The sequence below is a fragment of the Marinifaba aquimaris genome (assembly GCF_013328345.1).
Taxonomy (GTDB): Bacteria; Pseudomonadota; Gammaproteobacteria; order Enterobacterales; family Alteromonadaceae; genus Marinifaba; species Marinifaba aquimaris.
In genome coordinates, this window is the sequence record NZ_JABULX010000006.1 from 151,494 (window position 1) to 158,668 (window position 7,175).

At 41.0% G+C, this 7,175-nt stretch carries 8 protein-coding genes; 3 read left to right on the forward strand and 5 right to left on the reverse strand.

From position 1 onward, the window contains the following. Position 1: 1 nt before the first annotated feature. The 3 genes from HR060_RS06455 to HR060_RS06465 all read right to left on the reverse strand — a co-directional run bounded on the left by HR060_RS06455 (position 2) and on the right by HR060_RS06465 (position 2,950). The gene (locus HR060_RS06455) at positions 2-1,309 is read right to left on the reverse strand and encodes an AAA family ATPase (RefSeq protein ID WP_174199467.1); all 1,308 of its coding nucleotides are present in this window, start codon (positions 1,307-1,309) and stop codon (positions 2-4) included. A gap of 10 nt (positions 1,310-1,319) precedes the next feature. Then, positions 1,320-1,670, reverse strand: coding sequence for a hypothetical protein (locus HR060_RS06460; protein WP_174199468.1), 351 nt, complete (start codon positions 1,668-1,670; stop codon positions 1,320-1,322). A 488-nt stretch (positions 1,671-2,158) separates the two neighbouring features. Next, a complete protein-coding gene (locus HR060_RS06465) occupies positions 2,159-2,950 on the reverse strand; it encodes an SDR family NAD(P)-dependent oxidoreductase (RefSeq protein WP_174199469.1) in 792 nt (263 codons plus the stop codon). A 182-nt stretch (positions 2,951-3,132) separates the two neighbouring features. Between HR060_RS06465 and HR060_RS06470 the strand changes: the two genes are divergently transcribed. Continuing rightward, the gene (locus HR060_RS06470) at positions 3,133-3,555 is read left to right on the forward strand and encodes a substrate binding domain-containing protein (protein ID WP_343044182.1); all 423 of its coding nucleotides are present in this window, start codon (positions 3,133-3,135) and stop codon (positions 3,553-3,555) included. A 147-nt stretch (positions 3,556-3,702) separates the two neighbouring features. Next, positions 3,703-5,088, forward strand: coding sequence for an ATP-dependent RNA helicase DbpA (dbpA, locus tag HR060_RS06475; protein ID WP_174199470.1), 1,386 nt, complete (start codon positions 3,703-3,705; stop codon positions 5,086-5,088). Positions 5,089-5,185: 97 nt separating this feature from the next. On the opposite strand, the gene HR060_RS06480 is transcribed toward dbpA, so the two are convergent. Continuing rightward, positions 5,186-5,740, reverse strand: a complete 555-nt coding sequence (locus HR060_RS06480) for a hypothetical protein (RefSeq protein ID WP_174199471.1) — start codon at positions 5,738-5,740, stop codon at positions 5,186-5,188. A 146-nt stretch (positions 5,741-5,886) separates the two neighbouring features. On the opposite strand from HR060_RS06480, the gene HR060_RS06485 reads away from it, so the two are divergent. Next, the gene (locus tag HR060_RS06485) at positions 5,887-6,180 is read left to right on the forward strand and encodes a DUF6419 family natural product biosynthesis protein (RefSeq protein WP_246283096.1); all 294 of its coding nucleotides are present in this window, start codon (positions 5,887-5,889) and stop codon (positions 6,178-6,180) included. Between the two features lie 57 nt (positions 6,181-6,237). Here the strand turns inward: HR060_RS06485 and HR060_RS19340 are convergent. Then, the coding region (locus HR060_RS19340; RefSeq protein WP_281362586.1) for a cellulose-binding domain-containing protein at positions 6,238-7,175 on the reverse strand (938 nt) is incomplete at its 5' end.

Genomic DNA, 7,175 nt, shown 5'->3' on the forward strand with positions numbered 1-7,175 from the left:
ACTAAAGCTTATTCACTTTTATAAATTGCATGATGTCATCATATTGACCATTTTTGTTGGAAAACATGGCGTAATTTTTTGCAGTCTCAAACCAAGATAACGCACTCGGGTTGACTTCTTTGAGCGGGATAGAAAAATCACGCTCGGTAATTTTTTCTGTTTGCTGTGATGCTAATGAGCGTTCAAATACTTGATCGATAGCCGACTGACATAAGTGTGCTAAATCTGCACCTGAGAATAGTCGCGTTTGTCTAACCAAAGACTCAATATCAATCGTATCTGTGGGGGCATTTTTTAAGTGGTAGTTCAAAATAGCTTGTCTGGCTGCTTCATCAGGCGGAAAAACGGGGATCATTCGATCAAAGCGACCGGGTCTTTTCAATGCTTCATCTATTTCCCATGGGTGATTGGTCGCACCTAAAACAAATAGATTTTCATTGTTGTTATTAACGCTGTCCATTTCATTAAGTAATTGATTGACCAAGGTGCGCATACCTGAATTTTTCAAGTTGCTACGTTTTTGCCCCAATGCATCTAACTCATCAATAAATAAAACGCATGGACTGTTGCGCCTTGCCGATTCAAATATTTCGTGTAATTTGCGCTCACTCTCACCTACATACATATCGAGAATATCCGACAACCCAACCGAAACAAATTTAGCCCCAAGTTCCCCAGCGAGAGCCCGAGCAATAAACGTTTTTCCACAACCTGGTGGGCCATATAGAATCAAACCTCCACCAACCGACTTGCCATATTGCTTAACCAATTCAGGATTTTGTAACGGCGCTAAAAAAGAAATGCGTAAGCGCTTTTTAACATCTTCCATACCACCGACATCATCAAGATAGACGTGCGTATCCTCACATAAATCATCGACTGAATAGTCTTGCTGATCACTTGAAACTAATTTGAGCTCAGAGCCTCTTACTCGTTTAGTGTTAATCGGCGTCACCTTATCTGATTCAGTATCAAAAATGGTAGCAGCGCTCTGCTCAACAGCTTTAACTTCAGTTGCCTGCTCTTCTGGAGTAATTTCATTATCGGTTTGCTTGGGCTGAGCAATATCAAGTAATGCTTGATAAGCCAACAGCAAATCAGCTCTTTCTAATTGCTTACCAAGTGCAATAGTACGCTCTAGTAGTTCAATATTAGTCGGGGCTTTAGCTAACATCTGTTGTAATAATTCAAGCGCTGGCTCAAATTGATTATCGTTAATGTATGCTTCAACTAAAGCTTGTTGTAATTGGTCGTTATCAGGTGAAGACTTTAAACCTTGCTGCAGCGCTTCGATTAGTGGATTGCTCATAATGCTCCTCCTAAACCTTAAATTCAGATTTAGTCACTTGGGTACACTTAATTAAGTAAAGTGCAAAAAGCAGTTCAGCAATAACAGCATAAGCAATACCAAAACCAAGGTAAAAATGTCTGACCTTACGCTCAAACGAAAAAGCTTCATGGCCAAAAACTGTATTACCAGTGGCAATGGCAGCAACCACAATTGCAATTAAAACCATAATTGCAATTGGGTATAAAATGTAAGAATTATAATTAAAAGTGTGTGTGGCTTTGCACGAATTACACTTAATCATTGTCGGTAAACCCGCAGCAAAAATAGCTGACACAGAAACAGGGGCACCACATCGTTGGCACTTGGCTTGAGAGCTCATGGCAATCCTTATTTGATGTTATTATTCAGATTGAGGGCTAAGTAAACCATAAATAATCGAGCAGTGTCAGCTTATACTTGCTATTTAGTGGTTGAAATCTTTTTAAATAAGTTACGTCTAAGTTACTTTGCGCAATCATAAGGGGGCTATTTTGCTTCGCAACATCTGTGTATGGTTAAGCACTCAATCAAATCCAAGTCATCACAGCCGATAGCGAATAAGTGCAAACGCTATAGTTAAGCACATTGCGTAAAACGATTCCGGTAAGTACGTTTTCAACGGTAGAAAACTTGGGGTAATGTGCAAAGCCTCAGGGAACGCAACTAAAGGCCCACTGAGAACAGTTTACCCAGCCAATGAAATGAACTACCAACAAGACCCCACCGCATTCAGTAAATGGATGTGGATGGTCAAGCGCATTGAGTTGGAGTAGCGTTTTTGCTCCCCACCCATCTACACTCTCATTTTGTTGTGCTAATAAAATAAATTTAAATAAGTGACTCTATCGCATTAATCAGTGCTAAGTTTTTATTCGCATCTAGGGCATCTGGATGCGGGTTAGCAAATTGACCTGCATCGTTATCAAAATATTGACCAGAATGCGCTTCATACTCGGCATCAAGTGATAAATGAGTCAGTATTTTCGCACCAATTTGAATATCGCCGCCAGCAATACCATAACCTTCTTTTACCATTTTAGAGGCGAGTAATGAGCCGGGATTAACTGGTATTACAATAATGTTTTTACTTCGAAATTCATCGGCCATGAATATCGACCACTGCGTTATCGCGAGTTTGCTTTGCGCATAAGCTTCACCAGCGGATAATTTTTTATTACCGTTAAAAGCTTGATAATCGACACTCGCTTGAGCAGCTGAGGATAAATTAATAATGCGACTACCCGGCTTTAGCACGCTCAATAATCCTTGGCTAAGCATATAAGGCGCTATGGTATTAACGACAAAACGCACATCTAGACCAGCTTCATTAACAGGCGAATCAGTTTTAAAGACACCGGCATTGTTAATAATGACATCAAGCTGATTTTGTGCTGTCTTGATCATATTAACCATATCTTTGACATCTTGCAGGTCAGATAAGTCTGCTTGATAACTCTCTACCTCAATATTGTACTTGTCCGCTAAATCCGCTTTTAAGTCAGCTAATTTTTGTGCATTTCGACCATGAATAATGAGGTTATGACCTAAATCAGCCAACATGTGCGCCGTTGCTAAGCCGATACCGTCGGTAGCACCCGTTAAAAAAATTGTTTTAGCCATAATCTATCCTTATTCATTAGCACTAGTGACCACAAAGCATCACGAGTGCCATAGCATCAATTAGTTATACAACATCAAAACGACTTTACCCATAACTTGACTACTATTTAATTGAGTATGAGCTCGACCAACTAGAGTTAAACCTAGACAACTCATATGGTTAATGATAGCTTGAAATCGCAATTCGCAACACCGAACTAAAAGATTCAAGCTTTAATGCAAGAAAGCTCGCTGAAGATAAACGCCATATTGTCGCCTCGCCGGACTACCTAAAAGTACACGGCATACCTAAAACACCGCAAGAATTGCATCAACACCAATGCATCAGTTTAATTGGTTTAGATAACTGGAGTTTTCAAACACCAGATGGGCAAATCAATATAAAGCAGCAAGGTCAATTCCGTGCAGGCAATAGCGAAGTGATCAGAGATGCTGCCATCGATGGTTTGGGGATCACCGTCAGCTCAACTTGGTGTTGCTATCAACAATTAAAGTCAGGCGAGTTAGTCAGCTTACTAGATGATTATCCGCTGATATCCAATACAGCCATTTGGGCCGTTTATCCAAGCTCTCGATTGCTCGCCCCCACTTTATCGATTATTTAAAACAGTATTTTACCGAGCAGCCTTACTGGGATAACTATAACTAACGCTTGCTCCGTTCGATTTTGTTATACTGCAGCTTTACGGTGGCAAGCTATATTGTACTAAGCCAGTTCGCCCAAGCACTTTATCTGACCAAGAGACCTTTTCATGTCTGACGCATTTTCGACAACGCAACTATCTAAACCTTTAATTGATAACCTTTCTAGCTTGGGTTATCACAGTATGACTGAGATACAAGCTCAGTCATTACCACTGATGCTGCAAGGAAAAGATGTCATCGGTCAAGGTAAAACGGGTTCAGGTAAAACAGCGGCTTTTGGCTTAGGTTTATTACATAACCTCAATGTAAAACGCTTCCGCGTTCAAGCCTTGGTACTTTGCCCGACAAGAGAGTTAGCCGACCAAGTTGCCGTAGAAATTAGAAAACTAGCACGTGCCATTCACAATATTAAAGTATTAACTTTGTGTGGTGGTTCTCCAATGGGACCGCAAATAGGTTCACTTGAACACGGGGCACATATCATTGTCGGTACACCTGGACGGGTTGAAGAGCATATACGCAAAGGTCGATTATCACTGGCAGAGCTCAATACATTAGTCCTCGATGAAGCAGATCGTATGTTAGATATGGGCTTTGAAGAGCCACTTGAATACATAGTGGCTGATTGCCCTAGCGACAGACAAAACTTACTTTTCAGTGCAACCTACCCAAGCAAAATTGAACAATTGGTTAGTCATATCATGACCAACCCAGTAAAAGTCGAGGTTAAAAGCACGCACGATCAAACGTCTATTAACCAGTATTTTTACGAGGTCGATAATAACGATGCGCGAATCGATGCCATCGAGCGACTACTTTATAAATTTCAGCCTAAATCGGCGGTTATTTTCTGTAATACCAAAGTGGAGTGTCAGCAATTAGCCGATGATTTGAACCAACAAGGTTTTGATTGTGGAGCGCTGCACGGCGATTTAGAACAAAGAGACAGAGACAGAACTCTGATTCGCTTTGCTAACAATAGCTTAACCATTTTAATTGCCACAGATGTAGCCGCTCGTGGTATCGACGTAAACGATGTCGATATGGTGATTAACTACCATATTGCGCATGACCCAGAAGTTCACGTTCACCGCATTGGTCGCACGGGGCGAGCCGGTAAAACGGGGGTAGCGTGTTCGCTTATTAGTCATAAAGAAGCGCATAAAGTCATTCGCCTTGAGGAATATCTTAAAAAAGATATAGAGCCAATTGCACTGCCTAACAACGATGTTTTCAACAATCCATTAGTACAAGCGGCGATGGTCACGTTGCAAATTGATGGCGGCAAAAAGAACAAACTTCGCCCTGGCGATATTTTAGGTGGTTTAACCGCAAACCCAGCTATCAAAGGCGATCAAATTGGTAAAATCAAAGTTCAAGCAATTTCGTCATTTGTTGCAGTTGAAAAATCAATTGCAAAGCAAGCTTTAAAAACCATCAGTGAAGGAAAAATGAAAGGGCGCAACTTCCGCGTTCGTAAATTGAACCGCTAAAACATTTTAAGCAGTACAAAAAAAGCCGACTTATATTAAGTCGGCCAAGGGTGAGCAAGCAGATCATTGCTTGAGGTTCACGTTAAAACGTGGTTATTTAGTCTTTTCTAATCGCTAAACCTAAATAACCCAATAACAAAATAAACAAAGCAGATGGCTCAGAAACCTTAATCGGCTCAAATTCCACATTCCAAGTAAATGAATGTGAAAGCGCAGAAGCGGGCTCATTAGCACTTAAAAATAAGAAAGTTGATAACTCAATACGCCCATCGTCTGAAAACTCAATGTCTGGCTGTTTGTTGTTGGTAAATTCACTACTATTGGCAGCATCAAAACTGACATCTAGTACTTTATTGTCAATACCGGTAATTTCTAATGCGCTGAAAATAGCGGTAAAATTGCCCGAGGTCTCTCGCTTTGAAATAGTTAATGTAAACGCATTATCGGTAAAATCGAGTTCAAACGTTCTAAAAAACATATCTGTACCCACAAAATCAACACCGTTTCCGACTGTCGCCGTATCGTTAATCAAGGTGCGAGAAACATCATCATAACGGACACTTATACTGTCATTAATGAAACTGGCCTGAGCGCTAGAAGTTAAAACCATCGCTAAAACAAATAAACTCGAAGTTAAGTATCTCTTTATCATTGTTGTTTCCCTAAAAGTCCTTTCAAATGACGATGGTTTCAATATAAAAGGGAAATGTGCAACAAATATGCAGAAATAGAAAAAACCTAAAAGCAGCGCTGTTAGATGATTAAAATGGATTTGAAAAGGAGAAAAGGAGAAAAGTATTGAAACGTTTTGCATTAGCCTTGGCAATAATGATATCTGCTATCAGCCTAATATTAGCAGCAGCGCCTTTTACGCCTGCGGTATTGTGTGCCTTTATCATGTTACCAGTGGCAGGTATTGTCGGCTACTGCGGTGCTATTCAAGCAGCTTTAGTATTGACGTTAATCAACTCACTCTCATTGATAATAAGCCCAGGTATTAACATCGGCAAAACCGATACCCTTTTGTTTGTCGTATCAATTATGGTTATTCCTTTTACCGGTATAATTTTGGGGCTGAGGAAGATAATCTAGTTAAAGCTAAGCAAGGTAAAGTTGCTCCCTAGCTTAGCTTTATGAGATTAGCTTGTCTTAAAATGCACAAACAAATTGCCATTCAGAGGCATTATCCGTTGGCATTTGTTGCGTCCACCACCTTGCTTTATACAGTCGATTTTCATGGCTTAAGTAATCACCGCCAGAAGCATGACTTGGGTTACCTTGCCAGTCAGTACGCGGGAAATCTGGGTAGCTGGGATAAAGTGCTGGGTTAATGCCCTGCTCTGAACAAGCATTGATGTCAGTTTCCGTACCAGTATCAGTCTCGGTATTAGTTTCGGTCTCTGTTTCAGTGTTAGTCTCCGTGCTTGTTTCTGTCTCTGTTTCTGTTTCTGTTTCTGTTTCTGTTTCTGTTTCTGTTAAGCCAGAATCACATTGACCACCAACAGACCAAGCGTCTGCCCAATATAAACCCGTGGCAGGTGCATACGCCCAAGCACTGTCTGATGAACACCAACCAGCAACATTACAGGTATAGGTTTGCCCTTGTTGCACAACAACAGAACCTTGCTGGTAATCAGAACCTGCGACATATTCAGCGCACTGTGAATCAGCATCAGAGTCAGTTTCTGTAATCGTTTCAGTGCTGGTTTCTGTCTCTATTAAATCGACATCACACTGACCACCTAATTGCCATGCTTGCTGCCAATAATTGCCCGTGCCAGGTGCATACGCCCACGCACTATTTGATGAACACCAGCCTGAAATTTTACAGGTGTAGCTATTACCGTTATGGCTAACCACATCCCCCGTGAAATAAGTTGCACCAACTTGATATGGCATACAACTCATATCAGTATCTGTGGTTGTTTCTGTTTCAGTAGTTGTTTCGGTTACTGTTTCGGTTACTGTCTCTGTTTCTGTCTCGGTCTCGGTCTCTGTTTCAGTCTCAGCCTCAGTCTCAGTCTCAGTCTCAGTCTCAGTCTCAGTCTCAGTCTCAGTCTCAGTCTCAGTCTCAGTCTCAGTCTCAG